Below are 14,025 nucleotides of genomic sequence, written 5' to 3' on the forward strand. Positions count from 1 at the left end.
CAATTAAAATATAGAAAATAATGTAAAAAAGGAGAGGTTATGAAACAGAGCGGAACGTTACAAAATAATCTCGTTGTACTAAGGGCAGAAAAACGCTGGTCACAAACTGATTTAGCGAACCAAGCTGGGGTAAGTAGACAAACAATAGCTTCAATTGAAGCGAATCGTTACAATCCATCTTTAATTTTAGCTTTTGAAATTGCACGTATTTTAGGTAAGGAGTTTCATGAAGTTTTTCAATATAAGATAGAGGGGGAAACGGAATGAGTATTGTAGTAGGGATAATAATCTCAGTAGCAGGACTAATAGGTGTTTTATATTCAACACGTTTTCAGAAGAATGAGGGGGAAGACGAAAGAGGCGAGCATATTACAGGGAATGCAGCTAAAATTTCGTTATTTGTATTTTTATTTCTATATTTAATCATCTTTTTAATTGGGAATCTATATTCGTTGACAGGCGAACAATATAAATTAGCAAATGCGTTTTTATTAGCAGGGGTACTTTGTTCTTACGCTTTAACTATCGTAGTTTTGAAAAGAAAATATTAAATGGAAAAGGGCTGTATTACATATGTATGTGTAAACAGCTTTTTTTATGGAGGTAAAGAGGATGCAGTTAATAAGAGTAGGAACAGTTCATCAAATCGCGTTTTTCCCGCATCTATTTCCGATTAACTGTTATTTTATTGAAGAAGAAAGAGGATTAACTTTAATAGATGCGGCTTTGCCATTTTGTGCAAAGAAGATTTTAGAATTAGCTCGAAAAATAGGAAAGCCGATTACGAATATCGTTATTACACATGCGCATGATGATCATATAGGAGCGCTCGATGCTATAAAACAAGTGCTGCCGGATGTTCCGGTCTATGTTTCTAAAAGAGATGCTTGTTTACTTGAAGGAGATAAGGCACTGCAAGAGGGAGAACGAAACACACCAATAAAAGTGGGAGTGTCAAAACAGATAAATACAATCCCAGATATTCTTCTTCAAGAGGGAGATAAAATTGGTTCTCTTGTAGCGATTGCAGCTCCAGGTCATACGCCGGGATCAATGGCATTTTTAGATACGAGAAATGATGCACTCATTGTAGGAGACGCATTTCAAACGAGAGGAGGAGTAGCGGTTGCAGGACAAATAAAGTGGCTGTTTCCGTTTCCTGTGTTTGGCACTTGGGATGCAGAAGTCGCGTTAACAAGCGCCAAAAAGTTGCTGAAATATGAGCCGACTATATTGGCGACAGGGCATGGGAAAATGATGAAAGATCCATTCGTGCAAATGCAACGGGCGATTGAAGAAGCAAAGCGGAATTTAAGTAGAAAGAGCCTCTAAATCAGTAGAGGCTCTTTTTGTTAGATGATATTACTTTGTGGGTTTTAAGTATGTGTATATCGCTAATAGGAAACTGAAAAACATAAATATAAAAGGATCTTGGCTTTGGTTAGGGTTATAAGTTTCTTGGGTTTTTGTAAGAAATTCGTGGGTTTTCATGTTCAGTGCTCCTTTGTTATGTAGAGTTTATAAAAGGGTATTTTTAATTAAACTGATACTTACTAATAGAGTTGCACTAATAAATATTAAGAAAAACATAGTGTTGCGATTTTTATAATTGTTAAGTGCTATAAATAGAAAACAAATGAGAAATAATATGTGTAAAGGTATAGAAGTGAATAGTGGTTTTACAGTTAATACATCAATTACAAGTTTTACATATAAGAGTGCATACACAATAAAGAAGATACCTTTAAATTTTTGCATAAGCACACCTTCTTACTATGATTTGTTTGTTAAGTATGTAGGATCATAAGGGGATATTTTAAAGAAATGTATTTTTATGTAATTATAACATTTTTATGTTTTTATAAATAGATGCGATTGGTTTTAGTATGAAGGAAATGTAAGAAAGTTTTTTTTATGAATACGATTGAAAAAGAATCAAATAATAAATGGTGAATGAAAGAAGAAAGGTAGGAGTATTCTATGCAAAATTTAACAGAGCTTGAAGTAGAGAACTTACGTCATTTAATTGGTGGACACGCAACAGTTATTAACAAGTTAGAGCAGTATGCACAGGCTTGTACAGATCCACAGTTGAAACAAATGCTACAAAAGGATGCACAAGATGCAAGAAATACGAAACAACAATTAATGACTTTCTTAGGATAGGAGGAAGCGAAAGATGAATGAAAAAGATATGGTAAATGATTATTTAGCAGGATTAAATGCAAGTTTAACAAGTTATGCAAATTATATTTCTCAGTCTGATAATGAACAATTACATCAAACATTAATTCAAATTCGTAATCAAGATGAGATGCGCCAACGTAATATGTATGAGTACGCGAAGCAAAAGAGTTATTATAAGCCAGCAGCACCTGCGAATCCGATGATTGTGCAGCAATTGAAAAGTCAATTAAGTGCGGAATAATGGAGATGAAAAAAACGAGCGAATATGGATTCGCTCGTTTTATTTTGCATGTCAATAAATATATAATAAATATTTTTCCAGTTGTAACAAATATGACGAAAATGGAATATAACAATTCACAAAAAGGACAAATACTTTGTTCAATATTTCACAAAGTATCCATGGTTTCTATCGTCGTAATCTCTATAATTAAGAGTGTAAAGAAGAAAAGAAATAGATTATATGATCAATTAGGAGAGATTGCTATGAAAAGAAATACAAGAAAAATTGCAATTATCGGTACTGGATTAGTTGGATCAAGTTGTGCGTATTCCATTGTAAATCAAGGGATTTGCGAAGAGCTATTATTAATTGATATAAATCATGAACGTGCAGTTGGGGAAGCGATGGATTTATCACATTGCATTAACTTTACAAATACAAGAACAAAAGTATATGCAGGAAACTATGAAGACTGCAAAGATATGGACATTGTTATTATTACAGCAGGACCAGCACCAAAGCCTGGACAAAGTCGTTTAGATACTTTAGGAGCAAGTGCAAAGATTATGGAAAGCATTGTTGGCGGTGTCATGGAAAGTGGATTTGACGGTATTTTCTTAATCGCATCGAACCCAGTTGATATTATTACATATCAAGTGTGGAAATTATCAGGATTACCTAGAAATCGTGTAATTGGTACAGGTACATCATTAGATTCTTCTCGCTTAAGAACAATTTTATCTGAAATGTTACATGTAGATCCTCGTAGCATTCATGGGTATTCACTAGGAGAGCATGGGGATTCTCAAATGGTTGCTTGGTCACATGTAACTGTTGGAGGAAAGCCAGTTCTGCAAATTTTAGAAGAGAAAAAAGAACGTTTCGGTGAAATAGATTTAGATGAAATTGTTGAGAAGACTGCAAAAGCTGGATGGGAAATTTATAAACGAAAAGGTACTACTTATTACGGAATCGGAAATTCTCTAGCATATATTGCAAGCTCAATCTTTAATGATGATTACCGTGTAATTGCTGTATCAGCTATTTTAGATGGTGAGTACGGTGAATATGACATTTGTACAGGGGTGCCAGCTATTATTACTAGAGATGGTATGAAAGAAGTTGTACAACTAAATTTAACAGAGGATGAAGAATCTCGATTCGCAAAATCAAACGATATTTTACGTGAGTATATGAAAACAATTGGTTACTAACTTATAGGAGAAGGTGAAACAAATGAAGGAATATATAATGTCTCGTGTATTTAAAGCATCTGCTGGAATTGCGCAAGGTATTTTCGTATCCCTCGGAATTGGTTTACTGATCGAAAATATAGGAAGAATTGTTGATATCCCATTACTGATTACAATCGGAGTTGTTGCAAAATCACTTATGGCACCAGCCATTGGAGCCGGGATTGCTTTTATGCTCGGTGCAAACGGTCTTGTTATCTTCTCAGCGATGGTAGCTGGAGCGATTGGTGCCGGATCTATTTCAATTACTGAAGCTGGTTTAATCATTAAAACAGGTGAGCCAATTGGAGCGTTATTAACAGCAACTTTAGCTGTATATATTGGTAAACGTTTAAGCGGAAAAACTGCTTTAGATATGATGCTCGTTCCATTTGCAGCAATATTAGGTTCTGGTTTAGTCGGTATTTGGTTAGCACAAAATATTAGCCCGGTTTTAAATGCAGTTGGAGCATTTATTAAAGATAGTTCAGCTGGTAGCCCATTCATTGCTTCTATCGTCATTGCAGTAGTTTGGGGACTGTTACTTATCTCTCCAGCTTCATCAGCTGCATTAGCGATAGCGCTTAGCTTAGATGGCGTTGCAGGTGGTGCTGCTCTTGCCGGATGTGTTGCTCAGTTTATCGGATTCTCTGTCATCTCAGCAAAAGAAAATAATTTAGGCGGCATATTAGCTCAGGCCCTTTGTACTCCGAAAGTACAGTTGCCAAACATTACTAAAAATCCAATGATTCTCGTCCCAACTGTCGTCGCCAGCGCCATAGTTGGCCCAGTATCCGCATTAATTTTCCAGCTAGAAGCAGGGAAAGAAATTGCAGGTCTTGGATTAAGTTCTCTTATCGCACCAATTAATTTAATTTCCAGCCAAGGATGGGAAGTTGTCCCAGCGATGGTAATCACTTATATCATCATTCCAGTAGCTGTTTCTTATATACTTTACATCGCTCTTAAAAAAGCAGGTCGTATTCATTCTGGTGATATGACTGTACCGCAATCTTAAATTGAAAATCTCCTTAATAATAGATAAAAGCAGACTGAAGAAGCCACAGTCTGCTTTTTTGTTACGTTACATTTTATGATTTTGTTTTACTGGAACTCTTATTGGTTCTTTTGCTAACAATAGCTGAACACCGAAGTAAAGTACGCTTGCCAGCGTCATTCCAGAAAGAGCATCTATAAATGCATGTTGCTTCGTAAATAACGTTGATAAAATGATCAGTGTACCGAAGAAAGTAAGAATATAATATTCAAAAGCATGCTGTTCTCTACGTTTAAAGGCAGCTAGCATAATTACAAATGTAGTAAGGACGTGAATGCTAGGGAAACAGTTGACCGGTTGGTCGATACTATAAATATAGCGAACTAGTTCGGAAAACACGTCTGTTCCAACAACTGTTGGACGCGGTACTGTTGTTTGCCAAAAATAATAAACAGAAAAACAAGCAAGTTTGCCAAGAATGATACTACTTAAAGTCACGTAATATTGCTTTCGATCAGCAAAACAATAATAAATAAGTGCACCGTATAAGTATGGGAACCAAAGTAAATAAGGAATAATAAATGCTTTTACAAATGGAATCCAATCATCTACTACTGTTGTGACGTCTACTGCGTGAACAGTTGATTTATTTAATACATCGTAAAGGGGACTTACGAGTACGAGTAGAAGTATATAACTTAACGGAAGAAAAGATGAAAGTTTAAATTTCTTCATGACAATCTCCTATGTTTTTTAGTAATGTAAGTAAATTCAATTGATTATAATATAGAAACGCGAATGGGGCTATCGATTTTACTTACATTTTCTTGAACTAATCTTACGTTTTTGTCACTTGACTTAAAAGAAGGAGAGGGTGCTAAATGAAGCGTTTATCGTATTTCTTAATTTTTATATTGTTATGCCTAGTCGGTGCTGGGTGTGCCAAAGATAATGAAGGAGAGAAATTAGAATATAACGGGAGAGCACTCGTAATTGGAGTTGTTGGCGAAAAGCCGAAAGATACGTTTAGGAATGTAAAGTTTGAGAAAATAAAGCTAGAGGAACTGGAAAAGAAATCTAAGGAAGTGGACGGTTTTCTAATAATGAAAGATCACTTTCAAGAAGCCTCAACAGAGCAGTATAAAAATGTGTTTTCATCGCTAAAGAAACCAGTGTTTTTTATTGGTTTACAAGATAAATCATATTCAATTTTTATTACAAAAAATATAGAATATGACAGTGCACGAAAAGATGTAAATGCTATGTATACGCAAGGCTTTGCAAATATCGGAAGTGGTGAAGGGCAACAATGGGCAGTTGGTTTATCAAATGGTGGAAATACAGAAGAAAGTATTCATAATATGTATATCGTAGTATTTCAAACAATTGCAGATTATTTAAGTCGATGATGAAGGAGCCTGTCAAAGGGCCCTTTTTTATTTTTAATCAAACGTTTGTTTAAGGTGTATGTTCGGTAAGAAAGAATCAGTACATATCAAAGGAAAAGAAGAAAAATAAGGAATTAATCAAACGTTTGTTTAAGATGTATGTTCGGTAGGGAGGCATCAATGCAGCTGAAAGGAAACGAAGAAAAAATAGGGAGTTAATCAAACGTTTGTTTAAGATGTATGTTCGGTAGGGAAGAATCGAGGCAGTTTAAAGTAAAAGAAGAAAAATAGGAAATTAATCAAACGTTTGTTTAAGATATGTGTTCGGTGCAGCTGGCGAGAAGAATCTAAAAAAATATATAATTTATTTTTTTCTTACAAATGGCGGAAAAATAAGAAAAATTCGCAGGATTATTAAAATTTATCACGAAATAAGTAAAAGTTTAGCGAATAATCGTTTGAAATAATAAAACGTTTTCTATATGATAAAGGTAAAGGTTAGTAAAAAAGTAGGTGAATTTATGACAGTAACATTTTATTCATATCCAAAGTGTGGCACATGTCAAAAGGCAAAGAAATGGTTTGAGGCAAACGATGTAGCATATGAGATGATTCATATTGTTGAAAATCCACCGTCAAAAGAAGATTTACGTAATTTACATGAAAAAAGTGAGTTACCATTAAAAAAATTCTTTAATACAAGTGGAATGCGTTACCGCGAACTTGGTCTGAAAGATAAGTTAAAAGATGCAAGTGAAGACGAAATGTACGAACTTTTAGCATCTGATGGCATGTTGATTAAACGTCCAATCGTAACAGATGGAACGAGTGTAACACTTGGTTTTAACGAAGAGCAGTTTGAAAGTGTGTGGAAAAAGTACCAATAAGGTATTTTTACATAATTAATACATTCACTGGAGGTACAGTCATGAGCATTCCAAATAATTTACGTTACTCTGAAGAACACGAATGGGTAAAAACTGAAGGTAATGAAGTTGTTATCGGTATTACTCACTTTGCACAAGGTGAGTTAGGCGATATCGTATTCGTTGAACTTCCTGAAGTAGGTGCAACAATCCAAGCTGACGAGCCATTCGGAAGCGTAGAATCTGTTAAAACAGTTTCTGAGTTATACGCACCTGTAAGCGGTAAAGTTGTAGCAGTAAACGAAGAATTAAGTGACCAACCAGAACTTGTTAACGAATCTCCATACGAGGGTGCATGGATGGTTAAAGTTGAACTTTCTGATGCAAGCCAAGTTGAGAAGTTATTAACTGCAGAAAAATATGCAGAAATGACAAACCAAGACTAATTATAGTCGACTGAAGGACAGCCTTTGTGCTGTCCTTTTTTATTTTGTGTAAAATAATGAACGTAGAATCATATACTAATTATCGTGTAGGAGAACGCTTTTTATTGTCCAGCTCCACCTCCTAGCCCTTCATGTCTAAGAACCTTCCGCACGAGAAGACAAAAAGCGTCTTCTGTGCGAAAGAACCTTAGCCAACAGGGCTAAACAGTCGGTTCCGCTTTTCGTTATTGTCCAGCTTCAGCGGCTAGATTGTTCGGTGGCTTCGCTTTTTCCTGCAAGGCAAAAAGCGCCTTTACGTCAGAAGCTCCATCCCCCTCACAATCTGAACGAGCCGCTTGCGCTTTTCATTGTCCAGCTTCACCTCCTAGCCCTTCATGTCTAAGAACCTTCCGCACGAGAAGACAAAAAGCGTCTTCTGTGCGAAAGAACCTTAGCCAATAGGGCTAAACAGTCGGTTCCGCTTTTCGTTATGATCCAGCTCCAGCGGCTAGAACATTCGGTCATTTCACTCCTTCACTTGAGGCAAAAAGCGCCTCTAGTTCAGTAGTTCCAATGCCCTCTTGTTCTGAGTAAGCCGCTTGCGCTTTTCTTTTGCAAAAATAAACAGGAAACAACATGAAAATAACGAATATACTATATACTAAGTTAAAGGTTGTATAGTATATGGTGATCGGGTGATGACATATGATTTATGTAGAAAAGGTCATTATTGTAGAAGGTACATCAGATAGAAGAAAGATTGAATCTATTATTCGTGAACCGGTGGAAATTGTTTGTACAAATGGTACAATTGGTTTGTCGAAAATGGATGAGCTCGTTGATCAGTTTTTTGATAAGGAAGTGTATGTGCTAGTGGATGCTGATGATGCTGGAGAAAAGTTAAGGAAACAATTTCGAAAAGAATTTCCGCAAGCAGAGCATATTTATATCGATCGCTCATACCGAGAAGTGGCAACTGCGCCGTCTTCACACTTAGCAAATGTATTATGGGGAGCTGACATTGACGTCTATACAGAATATTTACGGTAAGGAATGATAGAAGTGATTGACTGGACAGGAGCCGAGGCTACAGCCCTAATAGAGAACGAAGAAAAAACAGTGTTATATGTATATACTCCGATGTGTGGAACATGCCAATTAGCAAAAAAGATGTTAACGATTGTTGAGATGACAATTGAGGATCTGAAAATTGGAATGTTAGATTTGAATTTTGCTCCGCATTTAGCGAAAGAGTATGGAATCGAAAGTGTACCGTGTTTACTTGTTTTTGAAAATGGGACACTCATGAAGAAGATATATGCATTTCATTCGGTTGAATATTTATATACGGAATTAAAGTAGGCGGCAAAGTTTTTGCCGCCTCGACATATTTCTTGGGAAATATGTCGAGATGCAGGGTAGGTACAGTATTTGTCGAGCGAAAATAACAGGATTGCTCTTTAGTGAGAGGGAATGGTATGTAATAGAAAGTGATATGAAGGATGTGATTTAGGGTGAAATTATATTCTTTGCTGCAATCATTTGTAAATTACGCTAACGGTCAATACCATTTAGAACCACTTCTAAGACAAGGAGAAAGAATTGTTAATTTCCGTTTTGGAGATGAATGTTGCTCGTTACAAATTTCAAGAGATTATATAGAGCTGTTGCAAGAGGAAAGAGGAACAGAACAAATCGTGTGTGTAGATGAAGAAGGTGTAGAACAACTAGTGAACGGAAATACACGATTACAAATGTTAATGAATGATGGACGTGTACATTATTCTGGGACGTATCGAACGATGCTATTAGTCGAGTCGATGTTTCATATATGTAAACCGATGTCAGTAGGTGCTTAAAATTCTGAAGTTTCATTTTTTATGAAAATTTCTGTTGACATGGTGTGTGGATATTGATACAATTCAATTCATAAAATATAGACAATTTCATAAATTACAAATCAGACGAAAATTTAATCTGATTTCTCTTATCAAGAGAGGTGGAGGGACTGTGCCCTGTGAAGCCCGGCAACCGTCAACTTATGTTGAAATGGTGCCAATTCCTGCAAAGCAAATGCTTTGAGAGATGAGAGAGAGGGATAATGTTGTTATATACGCATATAAACCTTTCTGCTTCTCTAAAGCAGAAAGGTTTTTTTATTGTTTGAATGTGGAGGACATTCAAATAATAAAAGTAATGATAACGGTGGACTACACGCATCAAAAATAAAAAATTGCGGAGTCGATCCAAACAAAATAGGGGTGATACACCATGATTTTATTAGAGAATGTAAAGAAAATATATAAAGCAAAAAGCGGTGATGTCACTGCTGTAGATAATGCCAATTTAAAAATAGATAAAGGTGAAATATTTGGTGTTATCGGATATAGTGGCGCTGGAAAAAGTTCTTTAATTAGATTATTCAATCAGTTGGAGAAACCAACTTCTGGCCAAATTACAATTGCAAATCGTGTCATTTCAGCAATTACAGGAAGCGAACTTCGTAAGGCAAGGCAAGAAATCGGAATGATTTTTCAGCACTTCAACTTACTTTGGTCACGAACTGTACGTGAAAATATTGCATTTCCACTTGAGATTGCAGGCGTCGATAAGGAAAAGAGAAGAAAACGTGTTGATGAGCTAATTCACCTTGTTGGATTAGAAGGAAGAGGAGACGCGTACCCATCTCAGTTAAGTGGTGGACAAAAGCAACGCGTTGGTATTGCGAGAGCATTGGCTAACAATCCACAAGTACTTTTATGTGATGAAGCGACGTCAGCTCTTGATCCAGAAACGACAGATCAAATTTTAGATTTACTATTAGATATTAATAAGCGTCTCGGTTTAACAATTGTACTCATTACACATGAGATGCATGTAATTCGAAAGATTTGTAATCGCGTTGCGGTAATGGAGAGAGGAAAGATTGTAGAAACGGGTCCAGTACTTGACGTATTCCGTAATCCGCAGCAGGACATTACGAAACGATTTGTACAACAGTTAACGGATTCTGAAGATACAAATGAGACGATTGAAAGTTTAATTGAAAAATATCCAGATGGAAAAGTAATCCGCTTGCAGTTTATCGGCGAGGCTGTAGAAAGACCGGTACTTCAAAGATTAATGCAGCGCAGTGATATAGAAGTAAGCATTTTGCAGGGAAATATCGCACAAACGAATAACGGCTCTTACGGTAGTTTAGTCGTTCATTTAAATGGTGAGGAAACAGCGATCCAGCAAGCGATAGAAGGAATTCATCAAGATCAAGTAGAGCTGGAGGTGATTGCACATGGATAAGTTACTCACAAATGTTGATTGGAATCAAATGTTAGAAGCAACTGGTGAAACGTTATATATGACGGCAATCGCAGCTCTTGCTACATTTATTTTAGGACTTATTTTAGGATTGTTACTTTTCATGACAGCGAAAGATAATTTATGGGAAAACAAATCGATTAATACGGTGATTGGAGCGTTCGTAAACATATTCCGTTCTATACCGTTCATCATTTTAATTATTTTATTAATCCCATTCACGAAAATCCTTCTTGGAACAATTCTTGGAGCGAGTGCAGCGTTGCCAGCTTTAATCATCGGAGCGGCACCATTCTATGCACGAATGGTTGAAATTGCACTTCGTGAAATTGATAAAGGTGTAATTGAAGCTTCAAAAGCGATGGGAGCAAAAACAAGCACAATTATTTTAAAAGTATTGATTCCAGAATCATTACCAGCATTAGTATCTGGTATTACGGTAACGACAATTGCTTTAGTAGGCTATACAGCAATGGCAGGAGTTGTTGGTGCTGGTGGCCTTGGAACACTTGCTTATTTAGAAGGATTCCAACGAGGAAATAACGACGTAACAATCGTTGCGACAATTTGTGTATTACTAGTTGTATTTTTCATTCAGTGGATTGGTGATCGTGTAACGACTCGAATAGATAAACGATAATAAAAAACGGGAGGATGTTTCAAATGAAAAAATTATTACTTACAGCACTTATTTCAACTTCTATTTTTGGGTTAGCTGCCTGCGGGGGGAAAGATAAAGACGAAAAGAAACTAGTAGTGGGGGCTTCTAACGTACCGCACGCTGAAATTTTAGAAAAGGCAAAACCGTTACTTGAGAAAAAAGGAATTGAATTAGAAGTGAAAAAATTCCAAGATTACGTGTTGCCAAATAAAGCGTTAGCGGATAAGGAGTTAGACGCTAACTATTTCCAGCACATTCCGTATTTAGAAAAAGAAATTAAAGATAAAAAATATGATTTTGAAGTAGCAGGAAAAATTCATTTAGAACCAATTGGCGTATATTCTCAAAAATATAAAAGCTTAAAAGAGCTTCCAGACGGAGCGACAATTATTATGAGTAACTCAGTTGCTGACCATGGACGTGGTTTAGCAATTTTACAAAAAGAAGGCATTTTAAAAATTAAAGACGGAGTAGATCCAGTTAAAGCAACTCCAAAAGATATTGCGGATAATCCGAAAAACTTAAAATTCAAAACGGATATCGAGCCTGGTTTATTACCACAAGTGTATAACAATAAAGAAGGCGACGCAGTTTTAATTAACTCAAACTATGCAATTGATGCGAAGTTAAATCCGGAAAAAGATGCAATTGCAATTGAAGGAAATGATTCACCGTACGCAAATGTAGTAGCTGTTCGTAAAGGCGATAAAGATAAGAAAGAGATTAAAGCTCTTGTAGAAGTATTACACTCTAAAGAAATCGAAGACTTTATTAACAAAGAATATAAAGGGGCAGTTGTTCCTGTAAAAGAATAATTGCTGCGGAAGGGTTGGTGTACGCCGGCCCTTTTTATAACTACATAACTATAAGGGAGAAGGGGATATCATATGAAAAAGATTCTACTGTCAGTCGTTACAGCGTTGTCTGTATTTACATTAGCTGCTTGCGGGGGGAAAGAGGAGAATAAGCTTGTTGTGGGAGCTTCTAACGTGCCGCACGCTGTTATTTTAGAGAAGGCACAGCCGATATTAGAGAAAAAAGGTATTAAGCTAGAGATTAAAAAGTTTCAAGATTATGTATTACCAAATAAAGCGTTAGCGGATAAAGAAATTGATGCGAACTACTTCCAGCATATTCCTTACTTAGATAAAGAAATTCAAGAAAAGGGATATAAAATTGTAAACGCAGGAAAAATCCATTTAGAGCCAATGGGCATTTATTCTAAGAAATATAAGAGCTTAAAAGAACTTCCAGATGGCGGAACAGTTATTATGAGTAATAACGTAGCTGAGCGTGGGCGTATGCTAGCTTTATTACAAAAAGGCGGCGTTATTAAATTAAAAGATGGTGTAGATGTTGTTAAGGCAACGGTAAAAGATGTTGTAGAAAATCCGAAGAACTTAAAGTTTAAAACAGATGTGGAACCAGGACTTTCACCGAAGCTGTATGAAAATAATGAAGGGGATGCTTTATTTATTAATTCAAACTACGCAATTGACGCGAAATTAAATCCAACAAAGGATGCAATTGCGATTGAAGGATCAGACTCTCCATATGCAAATATTATTGCAGTTCGTAAAGGTGACGAGAAGAAAAAAGAAATTAAAGAATTAGTAGAAGTACTGCATTCAAAAGAAATTCAAGACTTTATTAATAAAGAATATAAAGGTGCTGTACTTCCGGTAAGTGAATAAATATGAGGAAAGGACTGGAAAATTACCAGTCCTTTTTTCTTTATATAAATAAGAAGAAAGGTGTATCATATAAGGATGCAAGGGAAATACTTATATACATTTGTGAAAAAATTGTTACTTTTTTTCGCCGTTTGCGATATCATTTTATTTGATATAAAATTAGAATGAGAATAAAATGAGAATATGAACGTTTTAGGAATTTTTAAAATGTATATATAGGATTAATGGAGGTATTGAGATGGCTGGTTCTACATTAACGGTTAAAGACTTACACGTATCAATTGATGGCAAAGAAATTTTAAAAGGTGTAAACCTTGAAGTAAAAGGTGGAGAAATCCACGCAATTATGGGACCTAACGGAACAGGTAAATCAACTTTATCTTCTGCAATTATGGGTCACCCAAAGTATGAAGTAACAGAAGGTAGTATCATCATCGACGGTGAAGATGTATTAGAAATGGAAGTAGACGAGCGCGCACAAGCAGGTCTATTCCTAGCAATGCAATACCCAAGTGAAATTAGCGGAGTTACAAACGCTGACTTCTTACGTTCTGCAATTAATGCACGTCGTGAAGAAGGCGATGAAATTTCTCTTATGAAATTTATCCGTACTTTAGATAAAAACATGGAATTCCTAGAAATGGATCCAGAAATGGCACAACGTTACTTAAACGAAGGTTTCTCTGGCGGTGAGAAAAAACGTAACGAAATTCTTCAATTAATGATGATTGAGCCAAAAATCGCAATCTTAGACGAAATCGACTCAGGTCTTGATATCGATGCATTAAAAGTTGTATCTAAAGGTATTAACCAAATGCGCGGCGAAGAGTTCGGTTGCCTAATGATTACGCATTACCAACGTTTATTAAACTACATCACTCCAGACTTCGTTCACGTTATGATGAACGGTCGTATCGTTAAATCTGGTGGTCCTGAGCTTGCACAACGTCTAGAAGCTGAAGGTTACGACTGGATTAAAAAAGAATTAGGTATTGAAGACGAAACAACAGAGCAAGAAGCGTAAGAGAGGAGCATAA

20 protein-coding genes and 1 riboswitch are annotated in these 14,025 nt (G+C 36.0%); of the genes, 18 read left to right on the forward strand and 2 right to left on the reverse strand.

The window, feature by feature from the left end; all coding sequences use genetic code 11:
* Positions 1–39: 39 nt before the first annotated feature.
* From EUC40_RS01945 to EUC40_RS01955, 3 genes are all read left to right on the forward strand, one after another.
* Positions 40–267, forward strand: coding sequence for a helix-turn-helix transcriptional regulator (locus tag EUC40_RS01945; protein ID WP_000813846.1), 228 nt, complete (start codon positions 40–42; stop codon positions 265–267).
* Complete coding sequence (locus EUC40_RS01950) at positions 264–551, forward strand: DUF2178 domain-containing protein (RefSeq protein WP_156573404.1); 288 nt, start codon at positions 264–266, stop codon at positions 549–551. Before EUC40_RS01945 ends, EUC40_RS01950 begins: the two co-directional genes overlap by 4 nt.
* 61 nt (positions 552–612) lie before the next feature.
* Positions 613–1,332 (forward strand): MBL fold metallo-hydrolase, encoded by a 720-nt coding sequence (locus EUC40_RS01955; protein WP_156573406.1) that lies wholly within the window; start codon positions 613–615, stop codon positions 1,330–1,332.
* 186 nt (positions 1,333–1,518) lie between these two features.
* Here EUC40_RS01955 and EUC40_RS01960 read toward each other — a convergent pair whose 3' ends face one another.
* Complete coding sequence (locus EUC40_RS01960; protein WP_156573408.1) at positions 1,519–1,758, reverse strand: hypothetical protein; 240 nt, start codon at positions 1,756–1,758, stop codon at positions 1,519–1,521.
* Between the two features lie 222 nt (positions 1,759–1,980).
* On the opposite strand from EUC40_RS01960, the gene EUC40_RS01965 reads away from it, so the two are divergent.
* From EUC40_RS01965 to EUC40_RS01980, 4 genes are all read left to right on the forward strand, one after another.
* A complete protein-coding gene (locus tag EUC40_RS01965; protein WP_071712708.1) occupies positions 1,981–2,166 on the forward strand; it encodes a hypothetical protein in 186 nt (61 codons plus the stop codon).
* Between the two features lie 13 nt (positions 2,167–2,179).
* Positions 2,180–2,428, forward strand: coding sequence for a spore coat protein (locus EUC40_RS01970; protein ID WP_001002992.1), 249 nt, complete (start codon positions 2,180–2,182; stop codon positions 2,426–2,428).
* 245 nt (positions 2,429–2,673) lie between these two features.
* On the forward strand, positions 2,674–3,624 hold the full coding sequence (locus EUC40_RS01975; RefSeq protein WP_071712739.1) for an L-lactate dehydrogenase: 951 nt from the start codon (positions 2,674–2,676) through the stop codon (positions 3,622–3,624).
* 22 nt (positions 3,625–3,646) lie between these two features.
* Complete coding sequence (locus EUC40_RS01980) at positions 3,647–4,660, forward strand: PTS sugar transporter subunit IIC (RefSeq protein ID WP_000666163.1); 1,014 nt, start codon at positions 3,647–3,649, stop codon at positions 4,658–4,660.
* 66 nt (positions 4,661–4,726) lie between these two features.
* On the opposite strand, the gene EUC40_RS01985 is transcribed toward EUC40_RS01980, so the two are convergent.
* On the reverse strand, positions 4,727–5,374 hold the full coding sequence (locus tag EUC40_RS01985) for a phosphatase PAP2 family protein (protein ID WP_000713767.1): 648 nt from the start codon (positions 5,372–5,374) through the stop codon (positions 4,727–4,729).
* Between the two features lie 146 nt (positions 5,375–5,520).
* Here EUC40_RS01985 and EUC40_RS01990 point away from each other — a divergent pair, with 146 nt between their 5' ends.
* From EUC40_RS01990 to sufC, 11 genes are all read left to right on the forward strand, one after another.
* Positions 5,521–6,048 carry a hypothetical protein gene (locus EUC40_RS01990; RefSeq protein WP_098914920.1) on the forward strand — a complete coding sequence of 176 codons (528 nt, stop codon included), beginning with the start codon at positions 5,521–5,523 and terminating at the stop codon, positions 6,046–6,048.
* 500 nt (positions 6,049–6,548) lie between these two features.
* Positions 6,549–6,914 (forward strand): arsenate reductase family protein, encoded by a 366-nt coding sequence (locus EUC40_RS01995; protein ID WP_002129756.1) that lies wholly within the window; start codon positions 6,549–6,551, stop codon positions 6,912–6,914.
* A gap of 41 nt (positions 6,915–6,955) precedes the next feature.
* A complete protein-coding gene (gene gcvH / locus EUC40_RS02000) occupies positions 6,956–7,339 on the forward strand; it encodes a glycine cleavage system protein GcvH (RefSeq protein WP_000026898.1) in 384 nt (127 codons plus the stop codon).
* A gap of 684 nt (positions 7,340–8,023) precedes the next feature.
* Positions 8,024–8,368 carry a toprim domain-containing protein gene (locus tag EUC40_RS02005; RefSeq protein WP_000640869.1) on the forward strand — a complete coding sequence of 115 codons (345 nt, stop codon included), beginning with the start codon at positions 8,024–8,026 and terminating at the stop codon, positions 8,366–8,368.
* A gap of 3 nt (positions 8,369–8,371) precedes the next feature.
* Positions 8,372–8,680: a thioredoxin family protein gene (locus tag EUC40_RS02010; RefSeq protein WP_208814640.1), complete on the forward strand. Its 309-nt coding sequence runs from the start codon at positions 8,372–8,374 to the stop codon at positions 8,678–8,680.
* 152 nt (positions 8,681–8,832) lie between these two features.
* Positions 8,833–9,177 (forward strand): hypothetical protein, encoded by a 345-nt coding sequence (locus EUC40_RS02015; RefSeq protein ID WP_156573412.1) that lies wholly within the window; start codon positions 8,833–8,835, stop codon positions 9,175–9,177.
* A gap of 125 nt (positions 9,178–9,302) precedes the next feature.
* Positions 9,303–9,410: riboswitch (SAM riboswitch) on the forward strand.
* A 179-nt stretch (positions 9,411–9,589) separates the two neighbouring features.
* A complete protein-coding gene (locus tag EUC40_RS02020; protein ID WP_000601748.1) occupies positions 9,590–10,615 on the forward strand; it encodes a methionine ABC transporter ATP-binding protein in 1,026 nt (341 codons plus the stop codon).
* A complete protein-coding gene (locus tag EUC40_RS02025; RefSeq protein WP_071712703.1) occupies positions 10,608–11,273 on the forward strand; it encodes a methionine ABC transporter permease in 666 nt (221 codons plus the stop codon). The genes EUC40_RS02020 and EUC40_RS02025 overlap by 8 nt, the downstream gene beginning before the upstream one ends.
* 23 nt (positions 11,274–11,296) lie before the next feature.
* Positions 11,297–12,109, forward strand: a complete 813-nt coding sequence (gene metQ / locus EUC40_RS02030; protein ID WP_071712702.1) for a methionine ABC transporter substrate-binding lipoprotein MetQ — start codon at positions 11,297–11,299, stop codon at positions 12,107–12,109.
* A 72-nt stretch (positions 12,110–12,181) separates the two neighbouring features.
* Positions 12,182–12,988 (forward strand): methionine ABC transporter substrate-binding lipoprotein MetQ, encoded by an 807-nt coding sequence (gene metQ / locus EUC40_RS02035; RefSeq protein WP_000722406.1) that lies wholly within the window; start codon positions 12,182–12,184, stop codon positions 12,986–12,988.
* Between the two features lie 238 nt (positions 12,989–13,226).
* Positions 13,227–14,012, forward strand: a complete 786-nt coding sequence (sufC, locus tag EUC40_RS02040) for a Fe-S cluster assembly ATPase SufC (protein ID WP_000929163.1) — start codon at positions 13,227–13,229, stop codon at positions 14,010–14,012.
* Positions 14,013–14,025: the final 13 nt, after the last annotated feature.

Source organism: Bacillus luti (genome assembly GCF_009739945.1).
Taxonomy (GTDB): Bacteria; Bacillota; Bacilli; order Bacillales; family Bacillaceae_G; genus Bacillus_A; species Bacillus_A luti.